Consider the following 16,165-nt stretch of genomic DNA (forward strand, 5'->3'; position numbering starts at 1 on the left):
CCATGCGCCTGTCTGTCCTCAGAACTGATGACATGGCGCTGCGGCCCGGCGCTTGCCCATAATCCAGCCCATGGCCCCCGACACCGCCCCGCCCCTGCCCGCCCCCTGGCCCGCGCGCCTGCCTGCTCCTTTGCGGGTGGGCGTGGTCGAGGACGACCCGGCCTGCCGCGACACCTTCATCGCCATGATCGGCGCGCAGCCCGACCTGGCGCTGGCCATGGCGGCGGCCAGCCGGGCCGAGGCGCTGGCGCTGCTGCCCCAGTCGCCCATGGATGTGCTGCTGGTGGACCTGGGCCTGCCCGACGGCTCGGGCCTGGACGTGATCCGCGCCGCGCGCGCGCAGTGGCCCGGCTGCAGCGTGCTGGTGAGCACCATCTTTGGCGATGAAACGCACGTGCTGCGCTCCATCGAGGCCGGGGCCATGGGCTACCTGCTCAAGGACGTGAGCGCCGCCGAGCTGGCCGAGGAAATCCGCAGCATCCACGCGGGCGGCAGCCCCATCAGCCCCATGGTGGCGCGCAAGATCCTGGCGCGCGCCGCCGCCAGCCTGCCGCCCGCCAGCGAGCCGCCCGCCGCGCTGCTGTCCGCGCGCGAGCAGGAGGTGCTGCGCTGCGTGAGCAAGGGCTTCACCACCGAGGAGACGGCCCGCACCATGGGCGTCTCCCGCACCACGGTGCTCACCTTCGTGCGGCGCATCTACGCCAAGCTGCAGGTCAACACGCGCGCCGAGGCCATCCATGCCGCCCACAGGCAAGGCCTTCTGGCGAACGGGTAGGTGGTGCGCCGCGCTGCTGTTGGCCGCCTGGCTCGCGGCCTGCGGCGGCGGCAGCGCTACCGATAACCCCACGCACCTGCGGCAGGCCGCCTTCCGCATGGAGCCCGGCGCGGGCTGGGAACCTCCGCCCGCGCCGCCCTTCGCTGGGGAGGAGGAGAAAGGCGCGTGGGCCAGCGTGCCGCTGCCCCACGCGCGGGAGCGCAGCCTGGCCGAGGGCGGCGCCTCGCTGCGGGCCCCGCCCGACGTGGCCTGGTACCGGCTCGACCTGCCCCCGCCCGGTACACCCGGTGCCCCCAGCGCATCGGGCGCGCCGGGCCAGGACTTGTTTCTGTACCTGCCGCGCTGGCAGACCATCGGCATCGTCGCCGTCTATGTCGATGGCCGCATGGCCTACCGCACGCGCGGCAGCCGCGTGTGGAACAGCTTCAACCGGCCCCTGTGGGTGGCGCTGGGCAACCAAGCCGCCGGTGGCGAGCCGCCCCGCACCGTGTGGCTGCGCATGGCCAGCCAGCGCGGCGTGGGCGGGGCCGTCTCCAGCGCCTGGGTGGGCACCGAGCAGAACCTGCTGTGGCGCTACAGCGTGCGCCGCTTCGTGCAGAACGACTTCATCAGCCTGACCGGCGCCGCCTTTCTGGCCATTGGCCTGTTCGCGCTGGCCGTGGGCTGCGTGCGCCGCCGCGAGCCCATCTACCTGCTGTTCTTCGCCATCTCCGTCACCACCTTGCTGCGCAGCCTGCACTACGTGGTGGACGACCGGCCCCTGCCCGTGCCCGACGACTGGTTCGGCTGGATGACCGTCAATTCGCTGGGCTGGGCCATGGTGTGCACCTTCGCCTTCGCCTTCCGCGTGCACGGGCGGCGCATGCCCGCGCTGGCGCTGGGCATCGCGGGGCTGGTGTCGCTGGGCACCGTGCTCACCCTGCCGCTGCCGCCGCTGCTGCCGTACCTCGATGCCATGCTGCCGCTGGTCTATCTCGTCATCACCGTGCTGACGGCGGTGGTGGCCGCGTCGGGCCTGTGGGCCTCGTGGCGCGCGCGGTCGCGCGAGGGGCTGGTGCTGTTCGCCTGGTTCTCGCTGAACGTGCCCGCGGGCGCGCACGACCTGCTGATGGTCAACTACCGCATCGACATGGAGCATGTCTATCTGGCGCCCTACAACGCCATCGGCCTGTTCGCCATCTTCCTGGCCATCGTCTGGCGGCGCTACGTGGGCGCCATCCACGCGGTCGAGGTGGCCAACGCCGGGCTGGAAAGCCAGCTCGCCGCCCGCGAGCGCGAACTGACCGCCAGCCACGAGCAACTGCGCGCGCTGGAGCGCCAGCAGACCCTGGCCACCGAGCGCCAGCGCATGATGCAGGACATGCACGACGGCATCGGCTCGTCGCTGATGAGCGCGCTGCGCATGGTCGAGCGCGGCCAGGCCAGCACGGCCGACACGGCCCAGGTGCTCAAGGACTGCATCGACGACCTCAAGCTCGCCATCGACTCGCTGGACCCCGCCGATGCCGACCTGCTGGCGCTGCTGGCGGCCGTGCGCTTTCGCCTGGCGCCCCGGCTCAAGGCCGCGGGCATCACCCTTGCCTGGAACGTGCAGGACCTGCCCCCGCTGCCCTGGCTCGACCCGCAGTCCGCGCTGCACGTGCTGCGCATCCTGCAAGAAGTGCTGGCCAACATCCTCAAGCACACCCAGGCCACCCTGATCGACGTGGCCACCGCGCCGCAGGCGCAAGCCGGGCAGGGCGGCGCGGGCGTGGTGGTGCGCATCCGCGACAACGCAGGCGCCTTCGTGCTGTCCGAAGGCCCGCCCGCCGCCCTGGCCGGCCAGGGCCTGCTCAACGTGCGCCACCGCGCCCAGGCCCTGGGCGGGCGCTGCCAGTGGGCGGCATGGGAGGGCGGGGGCGAATTCACCCTGTGGCTGCCGCTGGCGCGCGGTGATTGAAGAACTACTCTTTTGATAGCTGCCAGCGCTTGTCTGATAAGCGCTGGAGGCCTGTTTTGCATCAAACCCCGGCAAGGCCTTGTCCTCAGTTCTGAGGACATACAGGCGTGTTGCAATTTCTTAACATTCCGGCGGTTCGTCACACACCAAGGCCCCGCCATGCCCCGCCGCCCCTGCGCCCTGCGCGCCCTGCTGCTCCAGTTCGTGTTCATCGCCATCGCCTGCCTGGCCGCCTGGCCCGCCGCGCACGCCCAGGCGGGCACCTGGGCGGCCAGCGGCAGCCTGGGCGATGGGCGCCAATGGCACACCAGCACCCAGCTGCCCAACGGCAAGGTGCTCGTCGCGGGCGGCTATGGCGGCGGCAGCCTCAGCCACCTTGCCAGCGCCGAGCTGTACGACCCCGCCGCCGGCCAGTGGGCCGCCACCGGCCCGCTCGCCCACGCGCGCCGCGGCCACACCGCCACCTTGCTGCCCCATGGCAAGGTGCTCGTGGCGGGTGGCTACGACGGCAGCGCATTCATCGCCAGCGTCGAGCTGTACGACCCCGCCACCGGCTTGTGGAGCGGTGCCAGCGCGCTGGCCCAGCCGCGCACGGAACACACCGCCACCCTGCTGGCCGATGGCCGGGTGCTCGTCGCGGGCGGCCACGCCAGCGGGGGGCAGGTGGCCCAGGCCGAACTGTACGACCCCGCCACCGGCGCCTGGTCCCCCGCCGGGCAGTTGGCCGAAGCGCGCCAGGGCCATACCGCCACCTTGCTGGCCGACGGCAGGGTGCTCGTCGTCGGCGGCGGCAACGGCACCGGATACCTCGCCACCGCCGAGGTGTACCGCCCGAGCGACAACACCTGGGGCTCCGCCGCCCCGCTGCCGCAAGGGCCGCGCAGCGATTTCACCGCCACCTTGCTGCCCGACGGCAGGGTGCTTGCCGTGGGCGGAAACAGCGGCAGCGAGCAGCTTGCCAGCGCCGAGCTGTACGACCCCCAGGGCGATACCTGGGCGCCTGCCGCCTCGCTGAACAGCAAGCGCTTGTTCCACACCGCCACGCTGCTGCCCGGCGGCAAGGTGCTCGTGGCGGGAGGCTTCGGCAGCGGCAGCGCTCTCCAAAGCGCCGAACTGTACGACCCTGACACCAACCAATGGACCGCCGCCGGCGGCCTGAACGACGGGCGCTGGCGCCACATCGCCACCCTGCTGCCCCAGGGCAAGGTGCTCTTCATCGGGGGCGCCAGCGACCTTGGCGCGCCGCTCGCCAGCACCGAGCTCTACGACCCCGCCATCGGCACCTGGGAGGGTACCGGCGCGCTGCCAGGCCAGCGCACGGAGCACACGGCCACCCTGCTGCCGGACGGCAAGGTGCTCGTCGCGGGCGGGGGCGCCGGTTATGGCACCGGGCAGCTCATCGGCGCTGCCGCGCTGTACAACCCCGCCACCGGCGCCTGGGCCGCCACGGGCCCGCTGGCCGCCGCGCGCGCCTACCACACCGCCACCTTGCTGCCCGGCGGCAAGGTGCTCGTCGTGGGCGGCCTCGGCAGCGCAGGAGCGCTCGCCAGCGCCGAACTCTACGACCCCGCCACGGGCACCTGGAGCGGCACCGGCGCGATGGCCAGCCCCCGCTTGCGGCACGCCGCCGCCCTGCTGCCCAGCGGCCAGGTGCTGGTCGTGGGGGGCTTGGGCAGCAACATCAGCAACAGCCAAACCGCCACCGCCGAGCTGTACGACCCCGCCACCGGCCTCTGGTCCGCCACGAGCGCGATGAGCGCCGCACGCCAATGGCCCACGGCCACCCTGCTGCCCACCGGCAGGGTGCTCATCGCGGGGGGGAATGGCAGCGGCGGCACCCTGGGCAGCGCCGAGCTGTACGACCCCGCCTCGGGCACCTGGAGCGGCGCCGGCACGATGGCCAGCCCACGCTGGACCCACACCGCCACCCTGCTGCCCCAGGGCAAGGTGCTTGTCGCGGGGGGGCACGACGGCACCGACCTCGGCGGCGCCGAGCTTTACGACCCCGCCCTGAACGCATGGAGCCCCACCGGCCCGCTCAACACCGGACGCTCCGGCCACACCGCCACCCTGCTGCCCGGCGGCAAGGTTTTGGCCGCTGGGGGGGGTGGTGGCGGCTACCTGGGCAGCGCCGAACTGTACGACCCCGCCACGGGCGCCTGGGCCGCCACCGGCGCGCTGGCCACTGTGCGCGCCTACCACACCGCCACCGTGCTGCCCGATGGCACGGTGCTCGCCGCCGGGGGGCGCGACGGCGTCACGGCCACCAGCGGCATCGCCACCGCCGAGCGCTACGACCCTGCCGGCGGCGCAGTGCCCCCGGCCCGCATTCCCGCATTGACCGGCGGCCCCGTCCGGTTGAGCGGCGCGGCCTTCACCCTCACCGGTTTGCGGCTGCGCGGCGACAGCGAGGCCAGCGGCGGCAGCACCAGCGCATCGCCCACCCCCTTGCCGCTGGTGCAGTTGACGCGGCTGGACAACGGCGCGCACACCTGGCTCGCGCCCACCGGCTCCACCGCCGCCAGCATCGACGTGGCCGCGCCGGGCGCGCTGCCCAGCGGCCGGTATGCGCTGCGGGCGTTCGTGAACGGCATGGCGTCCAACGCGCTGCTGCTGGGCACGCAGGCCCAGCCCACGCTGGCCCTGTCCGCCAGCGCCGTGGGCGCCAGCGTCACCTTCACCGCCGCGCTGAACGGCGCATCCGCCAGCCCCACGGGCCAGGTGGCGTTCAGCGTGGATGGCGCGCCGCTGGCCTGCACCACGGCCACCTTCAGCGGCGGCGTGGCCACCTGCGCCACCAGCAGCCTGGCCATGGGCCTGCACAGCATCACCGCCAGCTACACGGGCGATGCCGACAACGCGCCCGCCACCGCCAGCCCGCTGGCGCACACCGTCAACACCGCCGCCGTGCCCGTGCCGGGCGGCGGCGGCAGCACGGCGCAGGTCGGCATCACCGGCGGCCCGGCCGGCTGCACCGTGAACACCCTGGGCCTGAGCGCGGCCACCGGCGCCGACAACCTGCCCGCAGGCGCCACCGCACCGCTGGGCGTGCTGCGCTTCACGGCCACGGGCTGCGCGGGCGCCACGCTCGCGGTGGCCATCACCTACCCCGGCGGCAGCCTGGCGGGGCTGGTGCCGCGCAAGTTCGGCCCCGCCACGGCCGGTGCCACGGCGCTCTGGTTCCCGCATGGCGCGGTCAGCGGCGACACGGTGAGCTTTGCCGTCACCGACAACGGCACGGGCGACAACGATCCCGCCCCCGGCGCCATCGCCGACCCGCACGCCATGCTGCTGCTGGCCGCCGCGCCCGCCGGCGCGCAGGCGATTCCGGCGCTGTCCGAAGGGGGCTTGCTGCTGCTGTCGGCCCTGCTGGCCCTGGTGGCGCTGTCAGCGGGCCGCGTGGGAAGGCGGGTGGTGTGAATCACTTCTCTTTTTGTAGCTGCTGGCGCTTGATGGGTGGGCGCTGGAGGCTATTTTTTGCATAGAACCCTGGCAGGGCCTTGTCCTCAGTTCTGAGGACATACAAAAGCGGCAGGCAACGGCAACATGGCGCATCTTCATCGCCACCAGCCCACCCATGCCATTCCCCTCCACCACCGCCCGCCTTGCGGGCCTGCTGCTGGCCGCCGCGGCTGCGCTGCCGGGCGCGGCCCCTGCGCAAGTCCTGTACGAAGGCTTTGACGACACCTTCACGCTATCGGGCAATGGCTGGGTCATGCAGAACAACAGCGCCCCGGTGGGCGCCATGGGCTGGTTCCAGGGCACCCCCATCTCTGCCTTGCCGGACCCCGGCCCGTTCGACGCCTACAGCGGCGCAGCCAATGCCTACATAGCGGCCAACTTCAGGAACACGGGCAGCAGCGGCACCATCAGCAACTGGCTGGTCATGCCGAACCGCACACTGAGCAATGGCGACGTGCTGACCTTCTACACGCGCAAGCCGGTCCCCAACCCAACGGACTACCCCGACCGCCTGGAAGTGCGCATGAGCACGCAGGGCGCCAGCACGGACGTGGGCACCACCGCCACCGACGTGGGAGACTTCACCACGCTGCTGACGAGCATCAACCCTGGCCTGGCGGCGGGCGGCTACCCCGCCGCCTGGACGCAGTACCGCATCACCGTGTCCGGGCTGGCCGCCCCCACCTCGGGCCGCGTCGCGTTCCGCTACTTCGTGACCGGCGCCGGCACCTTCGGCGCGAACGGCGACTACATCGGCATCGACGACGTGACGCTCTGCCCCGCCCCCGCCATGACGGCCACCGGCACGCCCGCCAACGGCACGGCCGGGGCCGCTTATGCCTACACGCTGGCGCAGGCCGGGGCGGTGGGCGGGTCGTCCTTCGCGGTCGCGGCGGGGGCGTTGCCGCCGGGTCTGGTGCTGTCGGCTGCAGGCGCCATTTCCGGCACCCCCACGGCCACGGGCACGTTCAGCTTCACGGCCACGGTGACGGACAGCCGCCACTGCTCGGCGTCGCTGCCCACTTCCATCACGGTGCAGGCAGGCAAGCCGCCCCCGCCGGCCAGCGCCACCGCCACCGCGGGCGACGCCGAGGCGACGGTGGACTGGAGCCCGGAACGGTGGGCGGACGCCTATGGGGCCCTCATCACCAGCTACACCGCCACCGCCGTGCAAGACCCCGCCAGATCCTGCACCGTGACCGGCTCCGGGCACAGCTGCACCGTGGCGAACCTGGCCAATGGAGCAAGCTACACGTTCCGCGTGGTGGCGCACAACGGATCCCCCACGCAACCCGATTCGGACGCCGCCGTGACCAACGCGGTCACGCCCCTGGGCGCGCAGAGCATCACCTTCCTCCCCGCCACCATCCCCGCGCAGGCTGCGGGCACCACGCTGACCCTGGGCGCCACGGCGACGTCGAACCTGCCCATCACCTACAGCGCCACGGGCGCGTGCAGCGTGGCGGGCAGCGTGGCCAGCTTCAGCGGCGCGGGCTCGTGCACGCTGACGGCCAGCCAGCCGGGCGGCGGGGCCTGGGCGGCGGCGGCGCCCGTAGCGCGTACCTTTGCCGTGATGGCGGCGCCCACGCTGGCGCTGGCGGCCAACGCCAACCCCAGCGCACTGGGGGCCAGCGTCACCCTCACCGCCACGTTCGGCAGCGCCAGCAACCCCACGGGCACGGTGAGCTTCAGCGCGGACGGCCTGCCGCTGGCCTGCGCGGCCCCGCCCGCCATCACGGGCAGCGTGGCCGCCTGCACCGTCAGCGGCCTGCTGGTGGGCGCGCACGCCATCACCGCCAGCTATGCGGGCGATGCCAACAACACCAGCGCCACGGGCGGGCCTCTGGCGCTGACGGTGGGCCAGGCCAGCCTGGCGGTGCCCGGCGGCGGCATGGCGCAGGCCAGCATCTCCGGCGGCCCGGCGGGCTGCACCGTGGGCAGCCTGGCGCTGACCGCCGCCGCCCCGGGCGACAACCTGCCCGCAGGCGCGACCGCACCGCTGGGCGTGCTGCGCTTCACGGCCACGGGCTGCGCGGGCGCCACGCTCGCGGTGGCCATCACCTACCCCGGCGGCAGCCTGGCGGGGCTGGTGCCGCGCAAGTTCGGCCCCGCCACGGCCGGTGCCACGGCGCTCTGGTTCCCGCATGGCGCGGTCAGCGGCGACACGGTGAGCTTTGCCGTCACCGACAACGGCACGGGCGACAACGACCCCGCCCCCGGCGCCATCGCCGACCCGCACGCCATGCTGATGCTGGCCGCCGCCGCGCAGGCGATTCCTACGCTGTCCGAATGGGGCCTGCTCGTGCTGGCGGCGCTGCTGGGGCTGGCAGCGCTGCGCAGGTTTCAAGCCAGATCGGCCTCCAGCGCTTGATGAGAAAGCGCTGAAAGCTATCAAATCAGGAGTTTTTTGCCGGATGCGCTAGCATTGCCAGTCCCATTGTCACGAGGCGCCCCATGACCACTGAAGCCCTGCTGGCCTACGCCCACTTTCTGGCCATCCTGACCATGACCGTCTTCCTGGCCAGCGAGGCGGCCCTGTGCCGCAAGGAGTGGCTCAACGCCGCGGTGGTGGAGCGCCTGGCGCGGGTGGACATGGTCTATGGCATCTCCGCCATCGCCGTGCTGGCCACGGGCCTGGCGCGCACCTGGTGGGGCATGAAGGGCGCGGGGTGGTACTGGTCGCAGCCCCTGCTGCACACCAAGGTCACGCTGTTCGTGGTCATCGGCCTGATCTCCATCGTGCCCACGGTGCGCTTTCTGCGCTGGCGCAAGCAGCTGCGCGTCACGGGTGCGCTGCCCACCGAGGCCGAGGTGCGCGGCACGCGCCGCCTGGTGATGATCGAGGCGCACCTGCTGGTGGTGATTCCGCTGCTGGCCGTGTTCCTGGCGCGGGGCGTGGGCACGCGCTAGAAAGCACAAAGCCCCGCGTGCGGGGCTTTGTTTGGGGGCCAAGGTGTGTCAGGCGGGCTTGTTGCTCAGGCATTCCTTCATGAAGGCCTTGCGCTCGTCGCCCTTGAGGGTCTTGGCCTTGGGGTCTGCGTTGCAGGTCTTCATCTTGGTCTGCTGCTTTTCCTGCTTGTTGGCAGACAGGCATTCCTTCATGAAGGCCTTGCGCTCGTCGCCCTTCTTTTCCTTGGCGTCGGCATTGCAGGTGGCCATCTTGCTTTGCTGCGCGGTGGGCGCCTTGGCCGGCGCGGAGGCCGCGGCAGCAGGCGCGTCGGCGGCATGGGCCGTGGCCAGGGAGAGGGTCAGGCCGATGGCCGTCATCAGGGAAAGCAGTTTCTTCATGTAATGCTCCTGCGGGTAGGGGGATGGACGGCCCGGTGGACACCGGGCCATTCAGCATAACGCCACAGCGGCGGGATGGGATGACGGGGCGCCCCCGTAGAATCCCCGCATGCTCTCCGTCAAACAGGAATTGCTCGCGGCGCTCGCCGGCGAGCTGGAAAAATTGTCGCCCGGCACTGCCGGGCGCGCTGCGTTCGAATCCCCCAAGGTGGCCGCCCACGGCGACTTCGCCTGCACGGCGGCCATGCAGCTGGCCAAGCCGCTCAAGCTCAACCCGCGCGCGCTGGGCGAGCAGCTCAAGGCCGCGCTCGAGGCCACGCCCGCGTTTGCCCGCTGGGTCGATGCCATCGAGATCGCCGGCCCCGGGTTTCTCAACATCCGCCTCAAGCCCACCGCCAAGCAGGAAGTGGTGCGCGAGGTCTTGGGTGCCGGAGACCGCTTTGGCTACCAGGCCGACAACGGCCAGCGCGTGCTGGTCGAGTTCGTCTCGGCCAACCCCACCGGCCCGCTGCACGTGGGCCACGGCCGCCAGGCGGCGCTGGGCGACGCGATCTGCAACCTCTTTGCCACCCAGGGCTGGAAGGTGCACCGCGAGTTCTATTACAACGACGCGGGCGTGCAGATCCAGACGCTGACCACCAGCACGCAGCTGCGCGCCAAGGGCTTCAAGCCCGGCGACGAGTGCTGGCCCACCGACCCCGAGAACCCGGCGTCCAAGGCGTTCTACAACGGCGACTACATCCAGGACATCGCCAACGACTTCCTCGCGAAGAAGACCGTCAAGGCCGACGACCGCGCGTTCACCGCCAGCGGCGACGTGGACGATGTGGAGTCCATCCGCCAGTTCGCCGTGGCCTACCTGCGCAACGAGCAGGACAAGGACCTGCAGGCCTTCAATCTGAAGTTCGACGAGTACTACCTCGAGTCGAGCCTGTACACCAGCGGCCGCGTCGAGGCCACCGTGGGCAAGCTCGTGGCCAACGGCAAGACCTACGAGCAGGACGGCGCGCTGTGGCTCAAGAGCACGGACTACGGCGACGACAAGGACCGGGTCATGCGCAAGAAGGACGGCACGTACACCTACTTCGTGCCCGACGTGGCCTACCACATCGCCAAGTGGGAGCGCGGCTTCACCAAGGTCGTCAACATCCAGGGCACGGACCACCACGGCACCATCGCCCGCGTGCGCGCCGGGCTGCAGGCGGCCGGCGTGGGCATCCCGCAGGGCTACCCCGACTACGTGCTGCACACCATGGTGCGCGTGGTCAAGGGCGGCGAAGAGGTCAAGATCAGCAAGCGCGCGGGCAGCTACGTCACGCTGCGCGACCTGATCGAATGGACCAGCAAGGACGCGGTGCGCTTCTTCCTCTTGAGCCGCAAGCCCGACACCGAGTACACCTTCGACGTGGACCTGGCCGTGGCGCAGAACAACGACAACCCGGTGTACTACGTGCAGTACGCCCACGCGCGCATCCAGTCGGTGCTGCGCGGCTGGGCCGAGCAGGGCGGCGGCGATGTGGCCTCGCTCCAGGGCGCGGACCTGTCGGCGCTCGAAGGCCCGCAGGCCCAGGCGCTGATGCTGCAGCTGGCCAAGTACCCCGAGATGCTCACCGCCGCCGCCGACGGCGAGGCGCCGCACGACGTGACCTTCTACCTGCGCGACCTGGCCGCCAGCTACCACAGCTACTACGACGCCGAGCGCATCCTGGTGGACGATGAAACCGTCAAGCGGGCCCGGCTGGCCCTCGTCGCCGCCACCGCGCAGGTATTGCACAATGGCCTGGCCGTGCTGGGCGTGTCGGCTCCGGCCAGAATGTAAGCAGTCACTATGAAGAAACAACAGACGGGTGGGACCATCATCGGCTTCATCGTCGGGGTCATCGTGGGCCTGGGGGCCGCACTGGCGGTGGCCGTGTACGTGACCAAGGTGCCGGTGCCCTTCCTCAACAAGGGCAACGGGCGGGGCGTGGACATGGATGCCGCCGAATCCCAGAAGAACAAGAACTGGGACCCGAACTCTCCGCTGTACGGCAAGAACCCGGCGCGCCCCCCCGCGCCGGCGGTGGCGGCGGCTTCCGCGCCCGCCTCCGCGGCGGCGCCCGAAGTGCGGGCGGCCGCCTCCGCGCCCAAGCCGGTTGCCAGCAAGCCCGAGGCGGCCAAGGCCGAAAGCAAGCCCGGCGCCGACCCGCTGGGCGATCTGGCCGTCGCCAAGGCCGCCGCCAAGGGCAACCTGGACCCGTTCGACTACTTCGTGCAGGCCGGGGCATTCCGCACCCAGGCCGATGCGGATGCCCAGCGCGCCAAGCTGGCCATGCTGGGCTGGGAGGCCCGGGTGAGCGAGCGCGAGCAAAATGGGCGGGCCGTGTTCCGCGTGCGCGTGGGCCCGTTCACCAAGCGCGATGATGCCGAGCAGCTCAAGGAAAAGCTCGACGGCGCCGGGGTGGAATCGGCCCTGGTGCGGGTGCAGCGCTGAACTGCCGCGCAGCGGGAGCTGAACTTTTTGCGGGGGCATGGCTCACATCCCCCAGACCAGAACCAGGAGAGTCTTTGCCATGAAACGCCGTGAGTTTTCTTTGTCCGCCGCCTCGGCGGTTGCCGCTTCCGCCCTGACGCTGCCAGTGGCCACCCCCGCGCTGGCCCAGGCCCGCCAGTTCAAGGAGGGCAAGGACTTCAAGCGGCTGGACAAGCCCGTGGCGCCCGATGCGCCCGCCGGCAAGGTCGATGTGATCGAATTCTTCTGGTACAGCTGCCCCCACTGCCACGCTTTCGAGCCCACGCTCGACGCATGGGTGAAGAGCGCCCCCAAGGACATGAGCATCCGCCGCATGCCCGTGGCCTTCAATGCCAGCTTCGTGCCGCAGCAAAAGCTCTACTACACGCTCGAAGGCATGGGCAAGCTCGACGCGCTGCACGCCAAGGTGTTCCGCGCCATCCATGTGGAAAAGCAGAAGCTGGCCAAGGACGACGAAATCCTGGCCTGGGTGACCCAGCAGGGGGTCGATGCCGCCAAGTTCAAGGAGGTCTACGGCTCCTTCACCGTGTCCAACCAGGTGCGCCGTGCGTCGCAGCTGCAGGACGCGTATGGCGTGGAAGGCGTGCCTTCCATGGGCGTGGCCGGCAAGTACTACACCGATGGCACCATGGCCGGCAACATGCAGAACGTGCTGCAGGTGGTGGAGCACCTGGCCGCCACGGCGAAAAAGGGGTGACGCCTCCTTGAAGGAAGCGTGGCCCTCGTGAGCCGCCTTCCTGCCCAGGGGGACGCACCCGGCGGCCCGGCAGCGCCGGCTCCACGGGTGCAGGCGGCGGCTTCCAAGCGCCGACGGCCTCGGATGCCCCAAGAAGAAGCCCGCGGATGCGGGCTTTTTTCATGGCGCACGCCGTGGGGTGGCTACAATGACCTGCAAGATTCGTGCCCTATGAACTACCGCATCCTCCCCCACCTCCTGCTTGTCGCCCTGGCCTGCCATCTGGGCGCGGCGCACGCCGAAAAGGCCGACCGCGCCAAGCCCATGAACATCGAGGCCGACGCCTTGCGACACGATGAGCTCAAGCAGACCAGCGTGTTCTCGGGCCGCGTGGTCATGACCAAGGGCTCCATCGTGCTGCGCGGCGCGCGGCTGGACGTGCGCCAGGACGCCGACGGCTACCAGTACGGCGTGGTCACGGCCGAGGCGGGCAAGCGGGCCTTCTTCCGCCAGAAGCGCGATACCGTGGCGGGCGCGCCGGACGAGTTCATCGAAGGCGAGAGCGAAGTCATCGAGTACGACGGCAAGGCCGACAACGTGCGCTTCATCACCCGCGCCGAGCTGCGCCGCTACCGCGGGGCGGTCCTCAGCGACGAGATCACCGGCGCCGTGATCGTCTACAACAACCTCACCGATGTGTTCACCGTGGACGGCAAGCGCACCCCCGCGACCAATGCGGCGGGCGATGCGCCCGCGCCCGGCAGCCGGGTGCGCGCGGTGCTCGCGCCCAAGGACCCGCCCGCCGGTACCGCCGCGCCGGAGGCCGCGCCCCCGGCATCGGCGCCGGTGCTGCGCCCCAGCAACAGCCTTGGCGGCGGCTCCAAGTGAGCGCGCAGCCCGTCAGCCCCGGTCCTGACACCCAGGCGGGCAGCCGCCTGGAGGTGCAGCACCTGGCCAAGTCGTATGGCAGCCGCAAGGTCGTCAAGGATGTGTCGCTGGTCGTGCAAAAGGGCGAGGTCGTGGGCCTGCTGGGGCCCAACGGCGCGGGCAAGACCACCTCGTTCTACATGATCGTGGGCCTGGTGCGCAGCGACGCGGGCGACATCCGCATCGACGGCCATTCGGTGGCCCACATGCCCATCCACCGCCGCTCGCGGCTGGGGCTGTCCTACCTGCCGCAGGAAGCCTCCATCTTCCGCAAGCTCACGGTCGAAGAGAACGTGCGCGCGGTGCTGGAGCTGCAGCGCGCGGACGACGACGGCAAGCCGCTGTCGCGCGAGGCCATCGAAGAGCGTCTCACGGCCTTGCTGCAGGAGCTGCGCGTGGACCACCTGCGGGCCTCGCCCGCCATGGCCCTGTCGGGCGGCGAGCGCCGCCGCGTCGAGATCGCCCGCGCGCTGGCCACGCAGCCGCGCTTCATCCTGCTGGACGAGCCCTTTGCGGGCATCGACCCCATCGCCGTGATCGAGATCCAGCGCATCATCGGCTTCCTCAAGGCGCGCGGCATCGGCGTGCTCATCACCGACCACAACGTGCGCGAGACGCTGGGCATCTGCGACCACGCCTTCATCATCAGCGATGGCCAGGTGCTGGCCCAGGGCACGCCATCCGAGATCGTGGACAACGCCGAAGTGCGCCGGGTGTACCTGGGCGAACATTTCCGCATGTAGACATGGCCTCCACGCTTGTCACTTCGTGTACTGCGCTGCCCCCCGAGGGGGCCTTCGCGCCTTGGGGCGGCCCGGCGGCGCGGTACGGTGCCCCCACGCTCCCCGCTGCGCGTGGTTCGCTGCCCCCCGAGGGGGCGTTCGCGCCTTGGGGCGGCCCGGCGGCGCTCAATCAATGAAACCTGGACTCTCGCTGCGCGTCTCGCAGCATCTTGCATTGACCCCCCAGCTTCAGCAGTCCATCCGGCTGCTGCAGTTGTCCACGCTTGAACTCTCGCAGGAAGTCGAGCAGATGCTCGACGAAAACCCGTTCCTCGAACGCAACGCCGACGAGGCGCCGCGCGAGGAGTTTGGCCTGGAAGCCGCCGATACGCCGGCCCAGGCCGACGACTACAGCGCGGATGATGCTATTTTTTCAGGAGCTACCAGCGCAAGCAGTACCAGCGCTGAGGCTCAAAATGATGCTGAAACTCCGAGCGCGGGCGCCGACGAGCCCGACTGGAGCGGCGACGGCACGGTGGAGATGGCGCCCAACGACGCCGAGTGGGGCGGCGACGCCCCCGCCCGCAACCGCAACGACGCCGAAGGCGACGAGGCCGACGCCACCGAACTGGCCCGCACGCACGAATCGCTGACCGCCTTTTTGCACCGACAGGCGCTGGCGCTGCGCCTGTCCGAGATCGACCGCGCCGCGCTGCGCTTCCTGATCGAATCGCTCAACGACGATGGCTACCTGGAGGATCCGCTCGAAGAGCTGGCCATCAGCCTGGCCGGGCCCGACGACCTGGAGCAGATCGAGGAACTGGTGCACCGCTTCACCGTGGCACAGCGGCTGCTGCAGAGCCTGGAGCCCGTGGGCGTGGGCGCGCGCGGCCTGGCCGAGTGCCTGACGCTGCAGCTCAAGGCGCTGGCCGCCGACGAGGACAGCGACATCGACCCCGACACCGTGCAGACCGCGCTGCGCGTGTGCCAGCAGCCGCTGGAGATGCTGGCGCGGCGCGACGTGCGCCGCCTCACGCAGGCCTGCGGCGACAGCGAGGAGCGCACCCGCGCCGCCATGGCGCTGATCGCCCGGCTGGAGCCGCGCCCGGGGCGCCGCTTCGCCGACGTGGAGCGCAACATCATCATCCCCGACGTGATCGTGCGCAAGGCCGGGCGCGCCAATGGCCGCGACGGGCAGCACAACTTCATCGTGCAGCTCAACCCCGACGTGATGCCGCGCCTGCGCGTGCACGACATCTATGCCGGCGCCCTGCGCGGCCACAAGGGCGGCGAGGGCCACCAGGGCATGCAGCAGCGCCTGCAGGAGGCGCGCTGGTTCATCAAGAACATCCAGCAGCGCTTCGACACCATCCTGCGCGTCTCGCGCGCCATCGTGGAGCGGCAGAAGAACTTCTTCACCCACGGCGAACTCGCCATGCGCCCGCTGGTGCTGCGCGACATCGCCGACGAGCTGGGCCTGCACGAGTCCACCATCAGCCGCGTGACCACGGCCAAGTACATGGCCACGCCCATCGGCACCTACGAGCTCAAGTACTTCTTCGGCTCGGGCCTGGGCACCGAGACCGGCGGCAATGCGTCGAGCACCGCCGTGCGCGCCCTCATCAAGCAATTCGTGGCCGCCGAGAGCCCGACCAAGCCGCTGTCCGACAGCCAGATCGCCGAGATGCTCAAGGAGCAGGGCATCGAGTGCGCGCGCCGCACCGTCGCCAAGTACCGCGAGGCGCTCAAGATCGCGCCGGCGAATCTGCGCAAGGCGCTGTAGGCGCCGTGCGGGCGTGTGCGCGGCGCATGCGCCTGGTGGCCCATTTTTCCGCTCCGTTGCCGTCTTTCCCTCTTACTTCGC

At 71.0% G+C, this 16,165-nt stretch carries 12 protein-coding genes; 11 read left to right on the top strand and 1 reads right to left on the bottom strand.

Features of this window, described 5'->3' with window-relative positions; genetic code table 11:
- Positions 1 to 70 precede the first annotated feature (70 nt).
- The 5 genes from AC07OD_RS16655 (at position 71) to AC07OD_RS16675 (ending at position 9,086) form a co-directional block, all read left to right on the top strand.
- The gene (locus AC07OD_RS16655) at positions 71 to 775 is read left to right on the top strand and encodes a response regulator (protein ID WP_494597573.1); all 705 of its coding nucleotides are present in this window, start codon (positions 71 to 73) and stop codon (positions 773 to 775) included.
- Positions 738 to 2,714, top strand: a complete 1,977-nt coding sequence (locus tag AC07OD_RS16660) for a sensor histidine kinase (RefSeq protein ID WP_492807852.1) — start codon at positions 738 to 740, stop codon at positions 2,712 to 2,714. Before AC07OD_RS16655 ends, AC07OD_RS16660 begins: the two co-directional genes overlap by 38 nt.
- Before the next feature lie 159 nt (positions 2,715 to 2,873).
- On the top strand, positions 2,874 to 6,134 hold the full coding sequence (locus AC07OD_RS16665; RefSeq protein WP_494597574.1) for an IPTL-CTERM sorting domain-containing protein: 3,261 nt from the start codon (positions 2,874 to 2,876) through the stop codon (positions 6,132 to 6,134).
- A gap of 157 nt (positions 6,135 to 6,291) precedes the next feature.
- Positions 6,292 to 8,547, top strand: coding sequence for an IPTL-CTERM sorting domain-containing protein (locus AC07OD_RS16670; protein ID WP_494597575.1), 2,256 nt, complete (start codon positions 6,292 to 6,294; stop codon positions 8,545 to 8,547).
- Positions 8,548 to 8,630: 83 nt separating this feature from the next.
- Entirely contained in the window at positions 8,631 to 9,086 is a 456-nt protein-coding gene (locus AC07OD_RS16675) for a DUF2214 family protein (RefSeq protein WP_494597576.1), read from the top strand.
- 48 nt (positions 9,087 to 9,134) lie between these two features.
- Here AC07OD_RS16675 and AC07OD_RS16680 read toward each other — a convergent pair whose 3' ends face one another.
- Complete coding sequence (locus AC07OD_RS16680) at positions 9,135 to 9,464, bottom strand: PsiF family protein (RefSeq protein WP_218296751.1); 330 nt, start codon at positions 9,462 to 9,464, stop codon at positions 9,135 to 9,137.
- Positions 9,465 to 9,573: 109 nt separating this feature from the next.
- On the opposite strand from AC07OD_RS16680, the gene argS reads away from it, so the two are divergent.
- From argS to AC07OD_RS16710, 6 genes are all read left to right on the top strand, one after another.
- Positions 9,574 to 11,283 (top strand): arginine--tRNA ligase, encoded by a 1,710-nt coding sequence (gene argS / locus AC07OD_RS16685; RefSeq protein ID WP_218296752.1) that lies wholly within the window; start codon positions 9,574 to 9,576, stop codon positions 11,281 to 11,283.
- A 9-nt stretch (positions 11,284 to 11,292) separates the two neighbouring features.
- On the top strand, positions 11,293 to 11,937 hold the full coding sequence (locus tag AC07OD_RS16690; protein WP_218296753.1) for an SPOR domain-containing protein: 645 nt from the start codon (positions 11,293 to 11,295) through the stop codon (positions 11,935 to 11,937).
- Positions 11,938 to 12,016: 79 nt separating this feature from the next.
- Positions 12,017 to 12,673, top strand: coding sequence for a thiol:disulfide interchange protein DsbA/DsbL (locus AC07OD_RS16695; protein WP_218296754.1), 657 nt, complete (start codon positions 12,017 to 12,019; stop codon positions 12,671 to 12,673).
- A gap of 210 nt (positions 12,674 to 12,883) precedes the next feature.
- Positions 12,884 to 13,540 (top strand): lipopolysaccharide transport periplasmic protein LptA, encoded by a 657-nt coding sequence (gene lptA / locus AC07OD_RS16700; protein ID WP_218296755.1) that lies wholly within the window; start codon positions 12,884 to 12,886, stop codon positions 13,538 to 13,540.
- A complete protein-coding gene (gene lptB / locus AC07OD_RS16705) occupies positions 13,537 to 14,322 on the top strand; it encodes an LPS export ABC transporter ATP-binding protein (RefSeq protein ID WP_218296756.1) in 786 nt (261 codons plus the stop codon). Before lptA ends, lptB begins: the two co-directional genes overlap by 4 nt.
- Before the next feature lie 172 nt (positions 14,323 to 14,494).
- The gene (locus AC07OD_RS16710; RefSeq protein WP_218296757.1) at positions 14,495 to 16,084 is read left to right on the top strand and encodes an RNA polymerase factor sigma-54; all 1,590 of its coding nucleotides are present in this window, start codon (positions 14,495 to 14,497) and stop codon (positions 16,082 to 16,084) included.
- Positions 16,085 to 16,165 lie beyond the last annotated feature (81 nt).

This window comes from Acidovorax sp. GW821-FHT10E03, assembly GCF_059415205.1.